Consider the following 17334-nt stretch of genomic DNA (forward strand, 5'->3'; position numbering starts at 1 on the left):
CCTGACGAAGCTTTCGTTACAATAGAGTATAGTATAGTAGATAAGACTATCCTGAAAGGGTGTTATTCATGAACAAAAAAATATTTAAGGCCGTTGTTTATTTAACATTACTCGCAATGCTGGTTACTACCTTACTTATGAGCTTGGGTGCACTAATGGAATAGAAGCGGTGAAGTCGAACACTTCAGAGAAATAGGGAATAATCCGGTTCCCGATATCTTCAACCTGCAGCTCCATTCCGGTTAGCGTCTCCAGAGAGGTTACCCCATACTCCGCGATCCCGCACGGAATAATGCCTTGGAACCCATCCTGCTCTACGTTCTTCTTCACATTAAGCGCAAATCCATGACTGGTAACGAAGCCTCGCCTTGTGCGGGCTTTATTAAATTTCACGCCGATTGCGGCAATCTTCGAGTCCCCGACCCATACTCCCGTATACTCCGGTTTTCTTCCGCCTATAATTCCGAAATCTGCTAACAGCTTAATGATCGCTTCCTCCAGCTTCCTTAAATAACCATGCAGATCGAGCCCTACAGCATCCAGATAAAGCAAGGGGTAGCCTACCAATTGCCCCGGACCATGATAAGTGATATCACCGCCGCGGTCGATTTCATATACAGTAATTCCACGACGAGTTAATTCTTCCTTCTCATACAACAAATGCTCGGGATGGCGGTCGGAACCTATGGTGTATGTAGGTGGATGCTCAAGCAAAAGCAGCGTGTCCCGCCGTTCCTCACGATCGATCTCACGGACCAGCTTCTTCTGTAAGTCCCAAGCCTGGCCGTAATCCATTTTGGACAACCACTCGGTTTCCAGTGATTGCATACCTTCCACCTCCTCCTGCGCTTCTCGTACTATTGTATCGCACTGAAAACATCCTCTGCAAACAAATGGCCCGACTCATCGCAATGCGGCAATGAACCGGGCACACCTGTTAATATATCTTCGTATCCATATTGTAGCCTTCAAGGTTTTCCTTCACGCGTTGGAGGAAACGACCGCAGATCACTCCATCTAGAATCCGATGATCCAGAGACAGGCACAGGTTTACCATCGATCGAACCGCAATCATGTCATTAATGACGACAGGTTTCTTCACGATTGATTCAAAGGTGACAATCGCCGCCTGAGGATAGTTGATAATCGGCTGCGAGAGAATCGAACCGAACGATCCTGTATTATTCACCGTAAAGGTTCCACCCTGCAAATCGTCCAGCGTAAGCTTGTTGTTCCGTGTCCGCTTCACTAGCTCATCGATTTCTCGGGCAATGCCTGGAACATTCTTCTGATCAGCGTTTCGAATTACCGGAGTAATAACGGAATCTTCTGTTCCAACCGCAAGTGAGATATTAATGTCTCGTTTGACAATTATTTTGTCTACTGCCCAGACGGAGTTCATAATCGGATAATCCTTGATGGCATTTACGACCGCCTTGATCAGGAACGGCATATAGGTTAGATTAATACCTTCACGACGCTGGAAATCATCCTTCAGCTTACCGCGAAGCATGACAAGGCTAGTCACATCAACTTCAATCATTGTCCAAGCATGAGGGATTTCCGTTACGCTCTGACGCATGCGGCTGGCGATCGTGTTGCGGATCGGAGTAATATCGATGAAATATTCACCGCGTCCAGGCATTTCCCGGCCTTGAGATTCCACGGACGGAATGCGCGGAGATTGGGACAAGTGAATCCCTGTCGACCGTACCGGAACTTTCGGATCCATCGCTACGAACCCGCCTACTGAAGAACCGCTGCTTGTACCGGAGGAAATCCTATTTCCCGCGGCTTGAGTCGCACCCGCTGCAGCAACACCTGATTCTGCAGCATCCAGAACGTCCTTTCGAGTAATACGGCCGCCTTCACCCGTACCCGAAACTCGGCTTAGCTCTATACCATGCTCTGCAGCAAGCCTCTGTACTGCTGGAGAATAGCGATGACGCATAGGATTGTTCGTATCTATTCCTGCTCCAGTTGAAGCGGCGGCCGCTGGTCTAAATGAGGCAGACGATTGTTGGCCTTCACCGGAAGCATGTACCGTTTGTTCTGTTACAGCGTAGCCTTCTTCTCCGGAGGCTTCCGTTTCAATAAGACAGATCGCCGTGCCCACCTCAACGGTTTCACCTTCACCGACTAGATGCTTTTTCAACGTTCCCATTATGGTAGAAGGCAGCTCTGCATTGACTTTGTCAGTCTGAATCTCACAGATCGGCTCGTACATCTCTACCTTCTCGCCCGGTTGCTTCAGCCATCGGTCAATCGTAGCGGAGACAAGCGATTCCGCCAGCTGCGGCATCGTAATTTCAATTAACTGTTTCGCCATTTGTTAGTAGCTCCTCCCCGGCCATTCCATACACCGGATTAGTAACGTGCGAGCTCCAGCATTGCTGTCTTGAGCTTCTCTTTGTTAAGCAGAAAGTGCTTCTCTCCAATAGGGTTAATCGGCATGGCCGGAACGTCAGGTCCGCACAGGCGACGAATAGGAGCATCAAGCTCATATAACAGCTCTTCAGCGATAATAGCGGATACTTCCGCGCCAATCCCGCCTGTTTTGTTATCTTCATGAACGATAAGGACTTTCCCCGTCTTGGCCACGGCTTCGAGAATTCCTTCCCGGTCAAGCGGCTGCAACGTGCGCAGATCAAGGATATGAGCTTCAATTCCGTGTTCCGCAGAAAGCTCTTCTGCTGCTTGCATAGCGAAGTGAAGCGGCATGCTGTAACCGATAACCGTTATGTCACTGCCTTCTCTCATGACGTTCGCTTTACCGATCGGGATAACATAATCCTCATCCGGAACCTCGTCGAGAATAAGGCGATAGCATTTCTTGTTCTCGAAGAAGAGAACCGGATCCGGATCGCGAATGGCAGCCTTCAACAGCCCTTTGGCATCATAAGCAGTAGCTGGAGCTACAATCTTAAGTCCCGGCGTTCCGAAGAATACGGACTCCGGGCATTGGGAATGGTACAAACCGCCAAATACCCCGCCGCCGATCGGCGCTCGGATGACAATCGGGCAATCCCAGTCATTGTTCGAGCGGTAACGAATCTTCGCTGCTTCACTGATGATTTGGTTGGTTGCCGGGAACATGAAATCGGAATATTGCATCTCCGCAATCGGCTTCATTCCCGCCATCGCCGCCCCGATCGCAACTCCTGCAATAGCGGATTCTGCCAGCGGAGTATCAATACCGCGCTGCTCTCCGAATTGCTGTTGCAAACCCTTTGTCGTTCCGAACACGCCGCCTTTAAGACCGACGTCCTCTCCTAGGAAGAAAACGTCCTCATCTCTCTCCATCTCTTCCTTCATTGCCAAACGAATCGCTTCGATATATTCAATAACCGGCATTAGTTGCCCTCCCCGCTTGTTTCCAGATAAACATGACGGAAGGAATCTTCCACCGCTTGATAAGGTGCTTTCTCAGCATATTGGTTCGCTTCATCAATTATCGCACGAATCTCGACCTGCAAGGATGCTTCCTGTTCCTCAGACCACAGGTTCGTATTTTCCAAATATCGGCGATAATCCATTAAGGAATCTTTAAGCTTATGCGGCTCAACCTCTTCTTTGGTTCGATAGTCCATATCGTTATCCGTCGCGGAATGCCCCGTGACCCGATAAGTCATAATCTCAATCAATGTCGGACCCTCGCCGGCAACTGCCCGGTCTCGCGCTTCCTTTACTACCCTGTAAACTTCGAGCGGATCGCTTCCATCGACGCGAATGCCGGGAAATCCGTATCCAAGCGCACGATCGCAGATGCGACCTCTCGTTTGCTTAGCAAGCGGAACGGAGATGGCATATTGATTATTCTCGCATACAAAAATAACCGGAAGTTGATGTACCCCAGCGAAATTACAGCCCTCATGGAAATCTCCCTGATTGCTGGAGCCATCTCCGAAGGTGACAATAGAAACCGAGGATTCCCCTCTCATCTTAGAGGCTAAAGCAAAGCCTGTTGCATGTGGAACTTGGGTCGTCACCGGACTGGAGCCCGTTACAATCCGCAATCGTTTGCTGCCGAAATGACCGGGCATTTGCCGCCCTGCGCTATTCGGGTCTTCAGCCTTCGCATATAACGAAAGCATCAAGTCTTTCACGGTCATTCCAATGGATAATACAAGGCCATAGTCCCGGTAGTAAGGCAGGAACCAGTCCTTCTTCACATCCATGGCAAAGCCCATTGCAACCTGCGAGAGCTCCTGTGTAATTCCGGAAATATGAAAATTAACTTTGCCTGCCAGTTTAAGCAGCTGTCCGCGCTCATCGAAGCGCCGGGCAAGCATCATCGTCTTGTACATGGCGACTGCCCGTTCATCGGACAAGCCAACTTCGGTATGTCTATGGGTTTGCTGGACGGAACCTGCTTGATTCATGGGCGCGTCCTCCTGCTTTGGTATAGTTTTATAACCTGGTCTTAATACTTGAACTTAAAACCTATTATACTCCGCTCGAAAGCAAAAAGAAACGCCCAACTCCTGCGCGAGGAGTATTTTTCCAAAACAGGCATTTCACTTCCACACCGCGGAGAGGATTCTCTCCCGGACTGAGCATTCCTTCGACAATTGTCAGCCGTGACTGGCTCCGCCGTCTAAAGCAAGCATGACCTCTTGCATCGCCTCGGACAATGTCGGATGAGGATGGATAGTCCGGCCGACCTCCCAAGGAACAGCATCAAGCAGCTTCGCTAATGAAGCTTCAGCTATCAATTCCGTTGCATGTGCGCCAACGAGATGAACACCAAGCAAATCTCCGCTAGCAGAATCCGCTACGACCTTAGCAAAACCTTCGACTTCACCGTATACAAGCGCTTTGCCCAGAATACGAAACGGCAGCTTGGCCGTTCTAATTGGGAAGCCCTGCGCTTTAGCATCTGCTTCGGTCCAGCCAATGGATGCAGCCTCAGGTCGAGAATAGATGCACCGAGGAATATCCCGATCCGCCGTTCGAGAAATCTTGCGGCCTAATAAATGGTCTATCGCAACCGACGCCTCATGCATCGCTGCATGAGCAAGCTGAATACCCCCTATGCAATCTCCGATTGCATAGATATGAGATTCACCGGATTGTAACGTAATCGGATTAACCAAGACGAACCCCTTATCCGACTTCACATCCGTATTTTCTAAGCCTAGATTTTCTACATTACCTTGTCTGCCTACAGAGACGAGCATTCTCTCTGCGTTCAAACTCAGAGTTTCTCCTTTAGTTATAACCTCTGCTTGCACGCCAGTATCTGAAACTTTGCAACCAGCTGTCTGCAAGGAAGCACTCGTAATAATCTTAACGCCTCTTTTTCTTAACGCCTTTGCAAGCTCCGCTCCCATATCCTTGTCCTCAGTTGGAAGCAATCGATCGGCTGTTTCTATTATCGTAACTTCCGTACCAAAGTCGCTTAACATCGAAGCCCATTCCACACCAATAACGCCGCCGCCAATAATCAGAATAGATGAAGGACGAGAAGGCCAATCCAGAGCTTCGTCGCTCGTTGCTATATTTACACCATCATATGCAAGTCCATCTAAACGTCTAGGCCTGGAGCCTGTCGCAATGATTACATTTTTCGGTACTACCGTTTCCGATTCACCATCGGCAAGCTCTACGGCTATCGCCCCGCTCCGAGGCGAGAATATCGAAGGACCGATAATCCGTGCGTTTCCATTCAAGACTTCAATCCGATGCTGCTTCATAAGCGCCTGCAAGCCGCGGAATAATTGGTCAACGATACTGTTCTTGCGTTGGAGCACCGTATTCCAATTGACAGAGATCTTTCCCTCGGGAATTGTAACCCCATAGGCTGCAGCCTCTCCAATTGTTGCATAAACCTCTGCGCTCCTCAGCAGCGACTTGCTCGGAATACACCCGCGATGCAGGCATGTCCCACCCAGCTTATCCCTTTCGATGATCACAACGCTGCGTCCAGCTTGCGCTGCTCGGACTGCTGCCGTATAGCCACCCGGCCCGCCGCCAATAATGGCGATATCGACTTCGATAGGCATAATTTCCCCTCCGTATGTAAACTCACTTTCCTATTGTACCTTTTTTTGACCTTCGGGACAAAACAAGCAGGTCTCAGAACGTTCATAGACAATACTTGAGGAAATCGTTATAGTTATTAGGTATGGAAGGAGGCTTTCACAACCTATGAAAATGATTATACAGCGACTGATAGCCATCCTGCTTCTAGTGATTCCTGGTATTGGAGCCGCTTATGGTTTCTTGCTTATGAAAGACGCCTTATACGACTACTTTGCTCAAGTGGGTGGGATAGAATCAACAGCTCCGGATTTCTCTTGGGGAATGTTTATTATAGGTGCCGTAATTTTTCTGATTGGGATCGCCTTTATTGGAGGATGGACTTTTTACCGGGATCGTAAACGCAATTATTTATCCTCTCGTTTTCGTCCCAAGAGTCCACCGCGTCCATCGCGTAAGGATGCGAACGCCAACGGTTCAAATGAAAGTAAAGCAGAATAGACGGACAGTAAACAGCGGGGCTATCCCTAAGCTACGAAAAATAGCTTAGTGGGTAGCCCCCTTTATCTTCCGAGCCACGATAAAAAGACAGCTTGTCCGGGTATCCAACAATCATCGGATCCGGAAAGCTGTCTTAGGTTGTGAAATTACTCTGCTTGCGGTGAAGCGGATGGTGAGGCTGAAGATGTTGGCTCCGGCTCTTCGGTCAACAGGTTCTTGTAATTTCTTTCTTTCTTCGCTTTGTTCATCCAAGCTTCGCCTTCCGTCTGGATCTTCTCATCGAAGAAGGTTTGTTTAACCTCATCTTTGATTTCATCGTAGGCCGGAATGACGGCTTCTTTCACATCCGTTACCTTAATGATATGGAAACCGCTCTCTGCTTGTACAACCTCGCTCATTTGTCCCTTAGCTAGCGCGAATGCCGCTTCTTCAAAGCCTGCATTCATCTCTCCGCGTCCGAATAGCGGAAGCTCTCCTCCATTGTCCTTAGAGCCAGGATCCTGCGATTTGGCTTTGGCGAGAGTTGCGAAATCTTTTCCTGCTTTAAGCTCGGCGAGCACAGCTTCCGCTTCCTCCTGGGTCGCTAGAAGAATATGCGAGGCTTGAACCTGCTTAGGAGACGTTGCGAAGTTTTCTTTATTTGTCTCATAATAAGCTTTCAAATCATCCTCTGTTACCGGGGTTTGTTTCTCGAATATTTGGCGAAGCTTCATTTGAGTTTTAATTTGCTCGCTCAATGCATCCAACGTCATTCCACTCTGTTGTAAAGCAGCTGAAAACTCTTCTTCCGTACCGAAGTTTTTCTTGATCTTGTCCATCTCGGCTTGAAGATCAGCTTCTTCAATAAAAACTCCTGCCTTTGACGCTTCCAGATCGATAAGCTTAATCGTCATCAAGCTGTCTAGTATAGAAGCCTGCTGACCTTCAGGCATTTGCTTCGTCATCTCCGTGTACAGATCAGCCGTCTTGAAGGTGGCACCATCCATCTTGCCAACGGTTTCGTTAAGACCTCCGCCTGAAGGGTTCCTTATGAGTACGAAAAATAATGCCGCAATAGCAATGATCGCGATTACCCAAGGAACGATAAGCGATGATCCACTCTGAGCTGGTGCCGCTGGTTTCTCTGCATTCTTATTTGCAGATTCATTCCCTAACAGCTCTCGTTGCTCTTGCAACTCAGGCTGCTCCCGATACTCTAATTCATTCTCAATTTGTTCGTTTTCGATAAGTTCTTCCTCTTGCTCTTCGTTCTCTAGTTGTTCAATGTCTAACTGATTATCCTGTTCATTGCGTTCGCTCATTGTGGTATTTCCTCCTCGAATATTAACAACTGCCCTACTCACTATATCAGAATTTCGGGAAATTACCTTAAAGGCACCTTAATTTTTTACGAAAATCAGAAGGTGTGCAGTCATAAATCGACTTAAATTTCTTGCTAAAGTAGCTGAAATTAGTTAAACCTACCTCCATTGCGGCCTCTGCCACCGTTATATTAACATTCTGCAGAAGATAAGCCGCTTGTTGGATCCGGTAATGATTTACGTATTCCATTGGTGTTTTTCTCATAAACGACTTGAATATTCGGCTGAAATGGCCAGTACTCATTCTAGCAGCTTCAGCTAATTGCCCTACTGTAATGGGTTGCCCACAATTTTCCTCGATATACGCAACAGCACCTTTAAGTCGGTCGATGGTCAGCGTATCGACAGAGCTCGACGGATCTCTAAGAGTCCATTGCTCGTTACTGATCAAATCCGCGAATAATAAGTAAAGCTCTGCCTTTATTTTCATTTCTCTGGCTGCATCATCGGCTTCGTAAAATTGATTTATCCTAGATAGACGTTGCATTACAAGTTCGCCCCAAATCGTTGCTTCTGTGTATTTCGAAGGAATAACGGCTTCCCCCCTCTGTATGGGCTGCAAAAAACGGAGCGCTGCTCCATCCTTTGCTTCTGTCAGCCAATCCAGATGAAAAACCATAGCCACATACGTACACGGTGAGTTTTCGAGCGAATAACCGCCATGCACTTCACCGCACGGAATGTATATTCCTTCTCCTGCATGAAGCTCGAATGTGGCTAACCCGATTTGGAATATGGCTTGTCCGCTAACTATCCATAAAAATTCAGCTTCCTCATGCCAATGGTTGTCCAGTATGGGTTCGAAGGCTTTCCGCTCCTGCAAATAGACAGCAAGAGGAAATTGTGGATTGCCATGCAATCTATTTTCACGTTGAACCTTTATATCCATTGCAATTCTCCTATATCACAATTTTGCTACTAAATAGCATTATAATGCAAGATAATCATCAATAATATCATTATAATGTTATTAGTTACGTTTACAACAAACTTTCAAATAGAAGGGAATAATAATCGATGAAATTTTCCGATGGCTATTGGATGACTCGAGAAGGATATCAAGCTTTAAGCCCCTATGAAATCCATGATGTCAAAGCAGAGCAGGATTCCATTACGGTCTATGCCACACACCGGCACCTTGAAACGCGAGGAAACACGCTCAACGAACCCTTAATGACGATGGAATTCTCCTCGCCGCTGCCCGATGTAATCCGAGTCAAGCTCTATCACCATAAAGGTACCTTACGTAAAGGACCTTCATCTTTCCCCTTACTGACTTCGGGTAATGCTCCCGTGGTCGTAGACAACAATGAAGCATTCGTAAGCTTAAGCAGTGGAGATACAACTGTTACCATTACGAAGAAGCACCCTGTTTCGATAACCTATACTTACAAGGATAAGAAGCTGACAAGCAGCGGTACCCGTTCCACCGCTTATATTAAAGCCGAAGACGGAAACCATCACTTCCGCGAGCAGCTGTCTCTTAGCGTAGGCGAAACCGTCTATGGCTTAGGGGAAAGATTTACCTCTTTCGTGAAGAATGGACAAGTCGTCGATATTTGGAACCAGGATGGCGGCACGGCTTCCGAGCAGTCGTATAAGAATATTCCCTTCTATTTGACCAATCGCGGATATGGCGTTTTCGTTAATCATCCCGAATTGGTCTCGTTCGAGGTAGGCTCGGAGATGGTTTCCAAAACACAATTCAGCGTACAGGGAGAATGTCTAGAGTATTTCCTCATTGGCGGACAATCTCTAAAGGATGTACTCCAGAACTATACCTCGCTAACCGGTAAGCCGGCATTGCCTCCCGCTTGGTCTTATGGCTTATGGCTAACCACATCCTTCACAACGAATTATGATGAAGCTACCGTTACGAGCTTCGTAGAAGGAATGGCAGAACGCGATCTTCCGCTGGCCGTATTCCACTTTGATTGCTTCTGGATGAAAGAGTATGAATGGTGTAACTTCGAATGGGATGAGCGCGTTTTCCCGGACCCTGTCGGCATGCTGGAGAGATTAAAGGCTAAAGGCCTCAAAATTTGCGTATGGATTAATCCATACATCGCTCAGCGATCCGCACTATTCGATGAGGGTATGGAAAAAGGTTATTTACTGAAGAAGCAAGATGGCAGCGTGTGGCAATGGGATTTATGGCAATACGGCATGGGCATCGTAGACTTCACGAATCCCGCCGCATGTCAGTGGTTCAAAGACAAGCTTAGCGCTCTTATGGATATGGGCGTCGACAGCTTCAAAACCGATTTCGGCGAGAGGATTCCGACAGATGTAGTCTATTATGACGGTTCGGATCCTCAGCAAATGCACAATTACTATACACAGCTGTACAATAAAGTCGTATTCGAGCTGTTAGAGGAGAAACGCGGCAAGGGCGAAGCTGCTTTATTCGCGCGCTCTGCTACAGCCGGCGGACAACAATTCCCGGTACACTGGGGCGGCGATTGCGAAGCGACGTACGAATCAATGGCAGAAAGCCTGCGCGGTGGGTTGTCGCTTGGCTTGTCGGGGTTTGGTTATTGGAGTCACGATATCGGGGGATTCGAGCAAAGCTCACCGCCTGATCTTTATAAACGTTGGGTGCAATTCGGTTTATTATCCAGCCATAGCCGGTTACATGGGAGCACATCATACCGTGTACCTTGGTTATACGATGAAGAAGCGGTTGACGTGCTTCGCCATTTCACGAAGCTCAAGATGCGCTTAATGCCTTATTTGTTTGGGAAATCAGTGGAATCCTCTAGTCGAGGAATCCCGCTCATGCGAGCGATGGTGCTTGAATTCGGTGATGACCCGACCTGTGATTATGTCGACCGGCAATATATGCTCGGTGATAACCTGCTCGTTGCTCCGATCTTTAATGCAGAAGGTGAAGCGACATATTACTTGCCGCAAGGGACATGGACTCATTTCCTTACAGGAGAACGGGTGCAGGGTGGATCTTGGCATAAGGAACGTTATGATTACTTTAACCTCCCTCTCTTTGTTAGGGAGAACAGCTTAATCCCTATAGGCAAAGAAGAGAACAAACCTGATTACAATTACGCCGATGGTGTCATGCTGCAGCTGTTCGCGCTCCAGGACGGTTCTGTCGCCTCTGCTTCGGTTCCGACAATGAAGGGCGAGCTGCAATTGTCGGTAAAGGCAACACGCAGCGGCAACCAAATTACAGTCGAAGCTGAAGGCAATAATACTGAAGGTTGGAGTTTGCTCCTGCGCGGAGAATACGCTATCTCTGATGTCCAAAACGGTCAAGCGAGCGCTCATGAGCAAGGTACGCTTGTGGTTCCTGCCAGCGGCTTTAAATCGGTTGTTATTACGCTTTAAACCAAAAAAAGAGCTTGCTGCAAACCACTCTCTGGTTCGCGGCAAGCTCTTTTATATTGCTTTTAGTTGAGTACCTGGATTTAAATAGCCTTGACCGCCGATAACCATTGACGAGCGATTAACTCGTGACCTGCAGCAGTCGGATGAACGCCATCCCATAGCCAGTATGAAGGATCAGCATGATTGCAAGCTTGATTGAATGCTTTCTGAATCGGAACGAAAACGGCATCGAAGTCTTCCGCTAATTTACGCACGGTTCGTTGATAAGTATTCAGCAGCTCATTCCATTTGTCCCAATTTTCCGCGGGAGCCCCGGTATTCAAGATGAACGGTTCGCATAATACCAGTCTTGTCGAAGGCAATACTTCCTTTGTTTCCTCCAAAATATGCTTGTATGATCTCTCGAAACGATCCGTTACCCCGCTAGGTTCACCGTTCATACTTCTCCATGCGTCGTTCACGCCAATTAATATGCTGAGCACTGTAGGCTTAATGTTAATCGCGTCCTCATTCCAACGAGCATATAGATCCGAAGCTCTATTGCCACTTATTCCCCTGTTAATAAATTGTGGCTGGATTCCTGCAAGATCATGAGAAAGCTTGGCGGCGATAATATAAGCATAGCTGTGTCCGAGAATATGATTAGGATCGTCATTCCTAGAACGCGCACCATCGGTTATAGAATCACCCTGAAATAAGATTACTTGTTTGTTCATTTTTCTTGTTCCCCCCATTGATTTTGCTAAGCAACGGTATTTTCATTAAAAACACCACTTGTTTACTGGTTTGAAAACCAATAAACAAGTGGTATTTGTGATCCTTGCTTAACTCGCCCTGTTTCTAGCTCACTTTATGCTCAATACGCAGCTTGTCTGCCACCATTGCGATAAACTCGCTGTTGGTGGGCTTCGACTTCGCGATATTGATCGTGTAGCCAAATAAATGGCTGATACTGTCAATATTGCCGCGTGTCCATGCCACTTCAATCGCATGGCGGATTGCGCGTTCAACGCGTGATGGCGTCGTCTTGAATTTCTCAGCAATAGCAGGATACAAAGTTTTAGTGATTGCGCCAAGAATTTCGATGTTGTTATATACCATCGTAATAGCCTCGCGCAAATACTGATATCCTTTAATATGTGCAGGTACGCCAATTTCGTGGATGATGCTGGTGATATTGGCATCGAGGTTTTTCGGTTTGCCGATTTGTACGATATTCGAGCGGCTCATATTTCCCGATGAAGATGTCATTACCGACGATGTAGCTGTCGTGCCCGCAAGCTGACGAATCCGATTAGCAAGAACATCCATGTCGAACGGTTTAAGTATGTAGTAAGAAGCGCCAAGCTGTACCGCACGCTGTGTAATGTTCTCTTGTCCAAATGCCGTTAGCATGATGATCTTAGGCATTGGTGATAAGTTCATATCCCGCAATTTCTCAAGAACACCAAGTCCATCAAGATGCGGCATAATAATATCGAGGATCATAACATCCGGAACCCTGCGGGTTTCCTCCAGCTGACGAATGACCTCTTCTCCGTTGTACGCTATTCCGATGACCGTCATATCATCCTGCTCTTGGATGTACTCTGATAATAAGTTTGTAAATTCTCGGTTGTCGTCTGCTAAGAACACTTCAATCCGCTGCAATGTCTGGTCCTCCCTTTCTCTGAACGAGATTAAATTATGATTCAGAAAGTATCAGCTATTCGCCTATCCTTATCTGTGACGAAAAACGCTTATCGTTTCTCTGTTTATCCGATTTCGACATTGCATTTAACAATTCCTTCTAACATTAAAAAAAATTCTTTATTTTTTTTGTTAAATCGAATATAATGATTGTTTTACGTCAGAACATGTCAAATCATGATTTTTTTCTGTTTTTTTCGACAAATGATTAATGTTTCCGAAATGAGCAAAATCTAAGGCGCTAAACCGCCTTAGAAATCGCTTGCTGAGGATTGAGCATGATACCCGCATCCTGCAACATCCACTCGATAAAGCATCCATATCCGGAAGCTGGATCATTCACGAATACATGCGTTACGGCTCCAATCAATTTGCCTTTCTGAATAATTGGGCTTCCGCTCATACCTTGAACAATTCCTCCAGTACGCTCAAGCAACTTAGGATCGGTAACCTTAATGACCATTCCTTTTGTTGCAGGAGAGCTCTGTTTGGATACATGAACGATCTCAATATCGAATTTTTCTACTTTCTGCTTGTCAACGACGGTTAATATTTGAGCTGGACCTTCCTCAACCTCTTCTGCAAAAGCAACCTGCATCGGCTCTGCGTGAAACGCATGATCCGGCATTTGCTTCATCTGTCCGAAAATACCAAACGGAGTATTGCGCTCTACATTGCCTAACGTTCGACCCTCTTTAAGGAAATGGGCTCTCTTCTCTCCCGGCTCTCCGCTTTGGCTCTTAGATATTGATGTAACACTGGATTGCAGAATTTCACCGCTTCCTACGACAATCGGGGTTTGAGTATCCATATCTGTAATGACATGGCCCAGAGCTCCATATACACCCTGATCAGGAGCATAGAAGGTTAATGTACCAACGCCTGCTGCAGAGTCGCGGATGTACAGTCCCAGCCGCCAAGCCTTATCTTGCTGATCATATGCAGGCTTAAGCGATGTTTTGAATCTTTCCTTGCCTCTTTGTACCAACAATTGAAGTGGTTCTCCGTTACGACCAGCAGCTTCAGCGAAAGGTGCGATCTTGGAAATATCGTTACACGATTGGCCATTAATTTCAATAATAAGATCACCTAACCGAAGCTTCGCATCTTCTCCCGGGGAAATTTTTGAATTCTCATTTGTTTGTACTTGATGGTGCCCAACAACCATAATCCCTGCCGATTTAACCTTTACACCAATGGTTTGTCCGCCCGGAATGACCCGCAAATCCGGAATAACTTGCAATCGGACGGTTTTGAAAGGGATTTTGCCAAATAGCTTAAGCTTAAGCTCCGTCACGCCACTATGCTTGGGTTGAATAGATAAAGGCTGCCTTAGATCGACTTGAACAGATGCGTTGCTGCTTCCATTAATACCTGCGACCTGAGGATTCAAGCTTCCTTGAGCATGTACCGGCATAGCGTAATGCAGGGAAATCGCTTGACCTTGAAAAAGCCTTAATTGATTAGGAAACTCAGCAAAATGTTGAAATGGCGCTGAACAAACAGCTATACACAGCATAATAACAATAACAAGACCCATTCGACGTTTTCTGGAGTGCTTCTGGTACAAGTCCTCACGCTCCCTTACAGTCTAATCGGCTTATGGTTTGTTGCCGATAACGTACCTATAAGGTAACCGTGGCGCCCTTGTTTTATGTTCCCGAAAAGCTTCCTTTCGAATTGATTTTTCGCGCCCTTACGCGTTTTTTTGTCGCTGTGCCAAAGTAAGCATTTCTTGAGCATGATGGCGAGTTTTTTCCGTAACTTCCACTCCTCCCAGCATCCTTGCTAACTCCTCAACCCTTTGAACCGAAATAAGCTCTGTTACTGAAGTTTGGGTACGATCTCCTTGAGTAATTTGTTTCCGGATTTCATATTGATGATCGGCCATGCAAGCGACCTGCGGGAGATGAGTAATGGCAAATACCTGGCAATGCATGGACAGTAAAGAAAGCTTTTCTGCAACAGCCTGAGCAGCTCTTCCGCTTACCCCGGTATCCACTTCATCGAAGACGAGAACGGGTATTTCATCAATCCGGGAAAAAATCGCCTTAAGGGCAAGCATTACCCTTGACATTTCGCCTCCGGAAGCGATTTTGGCAAGTGGTTTGGGCGGCTCACCAGGATTCGTTGAAAGAACGAATTCGGCAGTATCTGCACCCGAGATGGTCATGGAGATTGTCCCAAGCTTAACTTCAAACACCGAACGCTCCATCTGAAGGTGTGCAAGCTCTTGTTCGATTTGTTTGGCTAACACCCTAGAAGCAGCTCTCCGTATCGTGCTTAGCTTCTCTGCCTGTAAACGAAGCTCTTTATGTAAAGTTTCTTCCTGCTCTGCAAGTTCCCTTAGCAGCTCATCGCGATTTTCGAGCTGATCCGCCTCTGCTTTGATTTTTAATTGATGATTCAATATGTCTTCGGTCGTTTCCCCGTATTTCCGCTTCAAGCTATGAATAAGATCCAATCGCTGTTCGATTTGAGCTAGTCGCCCAGGATTGAACTCAATATTTTCTTTATAATCCCTTAATTGAAATGCACTATCTTCAACACCATAATAAGCGGACTGTAATTGTTCGACTAGAGGTTGCAGAACGAGTGGATCAACCTTCACAATATCCTGCAGCCGGGTTAAGGCACGTGATAAGGCAGATAATCCTTTGGTTCCATAAAGGAGATCATATGCCTCAGTAACAGCGTCCATTAACTTCTCCGCATGGGATAGTTTGCGCCGTTCATCATCCAATGATTCATCTTCTCCCGGCTTTAACTTAGCAGCTTCAATTTCTTCGACTTGAAATCGATACAGATCAAGCATCTGCATGCCCAGCCGGGATTTCTCCTCTAACTCGCGCCTCTCACGACTAATTGCCTGATATTGCTGATAATGAATACGATAAGTTAATTTCTCTTGCAAAATGTTCTCTCCAGCAAATGAATCCAGCCACTCCAAATGCTTCTCCGTTCGTAAAAGCGATTGGTGCTCATGCTGTCCGTGAATATTAACAAGGTGCTCTCCTACTTCTCTGAGCATCGTAAGCGTAACACCTTGCCCGTTAATTCTGGCTGTCGACTTCCCTTGCGCAAGAATTTCCCGTCTAATTATTAACGTTTCTTCGGAGTCTGCCTCAACTCCTATGCGTTGAAGCGTTTCCCAAACAGGATGCTGCCCGGGCAAATCGAATAAAGCTTCAATGTCTGCTCTATCACAGCCGTGGCGGATCATTTCAGCAGATCCTCTGCCTCCGGCAGTTAAAGCTAAGGCATCAATAACTATTGATTTTCCTGCTCCAGTTTCTCCCGTTAGAACATGAAAGCCTGGGTGAAAAGATACGGATACATGTTCGATAACTGCCAAATTGCGGATTGTTAATTCCCGAAGCATGGAATGCCCCCTTGATATCGATAATAGATAAAACAGCTATGGCAATGATTACATCATATCGTTAATACGTTCAAGGACATCTTCACACTGAGCTTTCGATTTAACGATAAGAAGCGTCGTATCATCTCCTGCGATCGTTCCAATGACCTCAGGCCAATCCATCCCGTCAATGAGCGATGCAAACGTATTTGCCGTACCCGGCAAGCATTTAAGGACAACCAGATTTTCCGCGGCCTCTGCTCCGACGAAATGATCCAGAAGAGCTCGCTTCAGCTTATGAGCGGGATTGAATCTTTGGTCCTGGGGCATGGAGTACTTGTATCGCCCATCTTCAAGCGGCACTTTGATCAGCTGCATTTCTTTGATATCTCTTGACACCGTTGCCTGGGTAACCTGCATGCCTTCTTTGCTGAGCTCCTCGACTAGATCCTCTTGGGTCTCGATTTCTCTAGCTCCGATCAGCTCACGTATCTTGCGTTGCCGTTGTCCCTTCATTACTGCCCAGCCTCCACTTTGAATCGCACGATTTTTAATTGCTGATCCCTTAGCGTTACGATCATGATCCCCTCGCAGTCGGGGAATAATAGAGCATACACAAGCAAGCTTTCACGCAAACCGCTTGCCGTCCAATCAAGCGGTTGCCTCGCGCGCTCCAGCTTAACTAAGTAATACTTATCCTCTTTCTTGGCTAGATAATCGAAATACAAGCGTGTTGGCATCGTTGGACCGTCATCTAATTCAACCCCGAGCGTAACGCGATGTTTACCCGACAACACCTCATATCCCTTAGTTTGAAGAAGCGCCACGTTGTCATCCTGTATAACACCGCCGGCTCGCGCAAGCTTACGAAGCCTTGATCCCGGCGGCTCATGAAGCCAACGCCCAAAGCGCTTAAAAACCCACCAAACCATAAGGCTGGCAGCAGCCAGCATGATTACCCAATCTCCAAACCTCTCCATGAGTCAGCCTCCCCGATACATCAGTCGAATGAGGAAAGGAAGCTGCAAACCCATGTTGTTCTTATTTCTCTATTTCCTTTCGAGATCACTGTTTCATATTCCTTTTTAATATAAA

The 17334-nt window shown here is 46.8% G+C and carries 16 protein-coding genes; 3 read left to right on the forward strand and 13 right to left on the reverse strand.

The genetic code is table 11. The features are described from left to right. Window positions 1–68: 68 nt before the first annotated feature. Window positions 69–164, forward strand: coding sequence for a stressosome-associated protein Prli42 (gene prli42, locus ACESLK_RS15500; RefSeq protein WP_373230454.1), 96 nt, complete (start codon window positions 69–71; stop codon window positions 162–164). On the opposite strand, the gene lipB is transcribed toward prli42, so the two are convergent. The 5 genes from lipB to lpdA form a co-directional block, all read right to left on the reverse strand. Next, window positions 136–828: a lipoyl(octanoyl) transferase LipB gene (gene lipB, locus ACESLK_RS15505; protein WP_373230455.1), complete on the reverse strand. Its 693-nt coding sequence runs from the start codon at window positions 826–828 to the stop codon at window positions 136–138. The two genes, prli42 and lipB, sit on opposite strands and share 29 nt — an antisense overlap. Window positions 829–937: 109 nt before the next feature. Continuing rightward, window positions 938–2329, reverse strand: coding sequence for a dihydrolipoamide acetyltransferase family protein (locus ACESLK_RS15510; protein WP_373230456.1), 1392 nt, complete (start codon window positions 2327–2329; stop codon window positions 938–940). 38 nt (window positions 2330–2367) lie between these two features. Then, window positions 2368–3354, reverse strand: a complete 987-nt coding sequence (locus tag ACESLK_RS15515) for an alpha-ketoacid dehydrogenase subunit beta (protein WP_373230457.1) — start codon at window positions 3352–3354, stop codon at window positions 2368–2370. After that, window positions 3354–4382, reverse strand: coding sequence for a thiamine pyrophosphate-dependent dehydrogenase E1 component subunit alpha (locus ACESLK_RS15520; protein WP_373230458.1), 1029 nt, complete (start codon window positions 4380–4382; stop codon window positions 3354–3356). Before ACESLK_RS15520 ends, ACESLK_RS15515 begins: the two co-directional genes overlap by 1 nt. 192 nt (window positions 4383–4574) lie before the next feature. After that, window positions 4575–6005 carry a dihydrolipoyl dehydrogenase gene (gene lpdA, locus ACESLK_RS15525; RefSeq protein ID WP_373230459.1) on the reverse strand — a complete coding sequence of 477 codons (1431 nt, stop codon included), beginning with the start codon at window positions 6003–6005 and terminating at the stop codon, window positions 4575–4577. Between the two features lie 145 nt (window positions 6006–6150). On the opposite strand from lpdA, the gene ACESLK_RS15530 reads away from it, so the two are divergent. Further along, window positions 6151–6483, forward strand: a complete 333-nt coding sequence (locus ACESLK_RS15530) for a DUF2627 domain-containing protein (protein ID WP_373230460.1) — start codon at window positions 6151–6153, stop codon at window positions 6481–6483. Window positions 6484–6629: 146 nt separating this feature from the next. Here ACESLK_RS15530 and ACESLK_RS15535 read toward each other — a convergent pair whose 3' ends face one another. Beyond that, window positions 6630–7784 (reverse strand): peptidylprolyl isomerase, encoded by a 1155-nt coding sequence (locus ACESLK_RS15535; RefSeq protein WP_373230462.1) that lies wholly within the window; start codon window positions 7782–7784, stop codon window positions 6630–6632. A 67-nt stretch (window positions 7785–7851) separates the two neighbouring features. Then, on the reverse strand, window positions 7852–8733 hold the full coding sequence (locus ACESLK_RS15540) for an AraC family transcriptional regulator (protein ID WP_373230463.1): 882 nt from the start codon (window positions 8731–8733) through the stop codon (window positions 7852–7854). 128 nt (window positions 8734–8861) lie between these two features. Between ACESLK_RS15540 and yicI the strand changes: the two genes are divergently transcribed. Continuing rightward, entirely contained in the window at window positions 8862–11189 is a 2328-nt protein-coding gene (gene yicI, locus ACESLK_RS15545) for an alpha-xylosidase (RefSeq protein WP_373230465.1), read from the forward strand. Between the two features lie 80 nt (window positions 11190–11269). Here the strand turns inward: yicI and ACESLK_RS15550 are convergent, their stop codons facing one another. The 6 genes from ACESLK_RS15550 to ACESLK_RS15575 form a co-directional block, all read right to left on the reverse strand. Then, a complete protein-coding gene (locus ACESLK_RS15550; RefSeq protein ID WP_373230466.1) occupies window positions 11270–11905 on the reverse strand; it encodes an SGNH/GDSL hydrolase family protein in 636 nt (211 codons plus the stop codon). Window positions 11906–12029: 124 nt separating this feature from the next. Continuing rightward, window positions 12030–12839 (reverse strand): sporulation transcription factor Spo0A, encoded by an 810-nt coding sequence (gene spo0A, locus ACESLK_RS15555; protein WP_373230468.1) that lies wholly within the window; start codon window positions 12837–12839, stop codon window positions 12030–12032. A gap of 280 nt (window positions 12840–13119) precedes the next feature. After that, window positions 13120–14418, reverse strand: a complete 1299-nt coding sequence (spoIVB, locus tag ACESLK_RS15560; RefSeq protein WP_373230546.1) for a SpoIVB peptidase — start codon at window positions 14416–14418, stop codon at window positions 13120–13122. A 156-nt stretch (window positions 14419–14574) separates the two neighbouring features. Continuing rightward, complete coding sequence (recN, locus tag ACESLK_RS15565) at window positions 14575–16260, reverse strand: DNA repair protein RecN (RefSeq protein WP_373230470.1); 1686 nt, start codon at window positions 16258–16260, stop codon at window positions 14575–14577. A gap of 48 nt (window positions 16261–16308) precedes the next feature. Then, a complete protein-coding gene (ahrC, locus tag ACESLK_RS15570) occupies window positions 16309–16755 on the reverse strand; it encodes a transcriptional regulator AhrC/ArgR (protein ID WP_373230471.1) in 447 nt (148 codons plus the stop codon). Beyond that, window positions 16755–17219 carry a hypothetical protein gene (locus ACESLK_RS15575; RefSeq protein WP_373230472.1) on the reverse strand — a complete coding sequence of 155 codons (465 nt, stop codon included), beginning with the start codon at window positions 17217–17219 and terminating at the stop codon, window positions 16755–16757. The genes ahrC and ACESLK_RS15575 overlap by 1 nt, the downstream gene beginning before the upstream one ends. Window positions 17220–17334: the final 115 nt, after the last annotated feature.

The organism is Cohnella sp., assembly GCF_041640265.1.
Taxonomy (GTDB): Bacteria; Bacillota; Bacilli; order Paenibacillales; family Paenibacillaceae; genus Cohnella.